This window comes from Candidatus Contendobacter odensis Run_B_J11 (genome assembly GCF_000531125.1).
Classification (GTDB): Bacteria; Pseudomonadota; Gammaproteobacteria; order Competibacterales; family Competibacteraceae; genus Contendibacter; species Contendibacter odensensis.
On the sequence record NZ_CBTK010000251.1, the window covers coordinates 1 to 2,311 of the forward strand.

The 2,311-nt window shown below is 54.5% G+C and carries 3 protein-coding genes; 2 read left to right on the plus strand and 1 reads right to left on the minus strand.

Annotation, left to right across the window (positions count from 1 at the left end):
- A partial coding sequence (locus BN874_RS14270; protein ID WP_230314448.1) for a PAS domain-containing protein occupies positions 1–400 on the minus strand: 400 nt, incomplete at its 3' end.
- A gap of 394 nt (positions 401–794) precedes the next feature.
- Between BN874_RS14270 and BN874_RS14275 the strand changes: the two genes are divergently transcribed.
- Both BN874_RS14275 and BN874_RS23770 read left to right on the plus strand, forming a co-directional pair.
- Positions 795–1,586 carry a Crp/Fnr family transcriptional regulator gene (locus tag BN874_RS14275; protein ID WP_034434693.1) on the plus strand — a complete coding sequence of 264 codons (792 nt, stop codon included), beginning with the start codon at positions 795–797 and terminating at the stop codon, positions 1,584–1,586.
- 257 nt (positions 1,587–1,843) lie between these two features.
- Entirely contained in the window at positions 1,844–2,086 is a 243-nt protein-coding gene (locus BN874_RS23770; RefSeq protein ID WP_154724952.1) for a hypothetical protein, read from the plus strand.
- Positions 2,087–2,311 lie beyond the last annotated feature (225 nt).

Consider the following 2,311-nt stretch of genomic DNA (forward strand, 5'->3'; position numbering starts at 1 on the left):
CGAGAAAAGCGTTGAATGCGGTCCGGGTTTCCATTGAGACAAAGAGTCCAAACCGCCGCCCCAGCAGGCGGGAGCGCTCCTGGCCGAGCAAGGCCGCGCCGGCGAGATTGGCTTCCTGGATGATTCCGTTGGCGGCGAGCACAAAATAGCCCGTTGGCGCAAAGTCGTAGAGGTCGGTGTATTTTTCCAGGCTCTGTTCAAGCTGGATGCGCGTCTCCAGCAGTTCCCTATTCTGTAATTCCAGCTCGATTTGATGGACTTGCAGTTCGTGAATCAGCCGCAGCGTCTTTACTGCTGTCGCTGGGGACGGGTCGGCCTGGGTGGATTGATCCTGTAGCTGCGCTTCCGCCTGATGGCGCAGCTTAATGGCGCCCCGTGGCGGATTCGGGTTCTTTTTCAAAGTGATAGCGCTCTCCATGGTATTTTACTAATAAAATTTATGTGTTCAGGACTTTCGCTAAACCCGTCAATTCGTCATACCCGCGAAAGCGGGTATCCAAGCTTTTCAGCGGCTTACTGGATTCCCGCCTACGCGGGAATGACGGAAAGCGAAAGTCCTGGTGTTTTTAATGATGCCAAAATCTATTTACAATGGTTTTAACGACAACGGGGTCCATCTCAATCAATTTGCTTTTACAGAAAATGTCTAAGTTAATAAATATATTAGACACCGCTCTCAGTCTGTACGCTATCGCACTTAGATTTAGATATAGTAAACAGAGGTCTGCGCCTTCATGTGATTGGCGATGAAATTCAGATCATCCGACCCCGACCGACGCTTTTGCAGGTGACTTATGTCTACTATGCCCAACCCCCCAACCCCCCCGAACCCTCGACAAAACCATCTGCTCGCCGTCCTGCCCGAGGCTGAATGCGAGCATCTGTTTCCTCACTTGGAACCGGTTTCGCTGAAGCTCGGCGAGGCCCTGTACGAATCCGGGGACCGGTTGAGTCACGTCTATTTCCTTACCACCGCCATCGTGTCCTTGCTGTACGTCATGGAGAATGGCTCGTCCGCCGAAATCGCCATAGTCGGCAACGAGGGTATCGTGGGCGTCGCCCTGTTCATGGGCGGCGAAACCATGCCGAATCGGGCTGTGGTGCAGAGTGAGGGCCACGCCTATCGGCTGAAGGGATCGGTGATCAAACAGGAATTCCATCGCTCTGGGGCGTTGCAGAGTCTGTTTCTGCGCTACACCCAAGCTCTGCTGACCCAGATGTCGCAAACCGCCGTCTGCAATCGGCACCATACGCTGGACCAGCAACTCTGTCGCTGGCTGCTGCTCAGTCTCGACCGGTTGCCCACGAACACGTTGAAAATGACCCAGGAACTGATCGCCAACATGCTGGGGGTCCGGCGCGAGGGGGTGACCGAGGCCGCCGGAAACTTGCAACACGCCGGGTTGATTCACTACAACCGGGGCCGCGTCACCGTGGTGGATCGACCGGGCCTGGAAGCGCGGGTTTGCGAGTGCTACGAAGTAGTCAGGAAAGAATTCTGCCGCCTGCTCCCTGACGTGATCGCGGTCAGTCCCTGGGCCGTCTCCTCCAGCCAACACCAGCGGCGGCAAACGGATAGAGATTAGGAGTTATGTTTGCCAGCGCACGGACTGCGCGGGTTTTTCAGCCTATCTTGTGGCGAAATCACAGCAAACCATCGCATCACTCTCAGGTGATTTGAGTACGGCCAAGAGTTCTGCAACTGATCCTGCTTCTGATAGCCCCTGCGGAGGGATCGTGAATTTACCGACCCGCCTTAAAAGAGTTACCAGAAACGGATGAGTTCTGCCTGACTACTGACTCTCATGTGCATGGTTTTCTTACTTCTCCAAAAGGTATCCTCATGAAATATTCAATGCTGTTTGCAGTACTGACGTTGGCGCTTGGGTTGAGCGCCTGTGCTGGCCCTCCCGGCGCAACGGGCGCTGCCGGCGCAACAGGCGCACCCGGCTATCAAGGTCCCACCGGGAAAACTGGAGCGACTGGGCAAACCGGATCGACTGGCGTTGACACGGTCATCGTGCCAGCGCGTCCAAGAACCAGCTCGTGGCCTAACGATAATTATTACTACTACTACGACCGCTAAGAGTGGGTAGCATTTAGACGGTTTGCACTGAAAGGCGGCTTCTGATTCAATCAGGCACCGCCTTTATTCAGTCAAACCGCTACTCGACATCAATAAGGTTTCTCCACCCAACATCCTTGTGCCGTCTATTAAGTTCCACCCTGACTCACGAGGAGAACGCGAATGCTACCCGCCAAAAAAACCATCCTTGTTAATCGTCTGCTGGCTACTCTGCCCAGCAAAGAT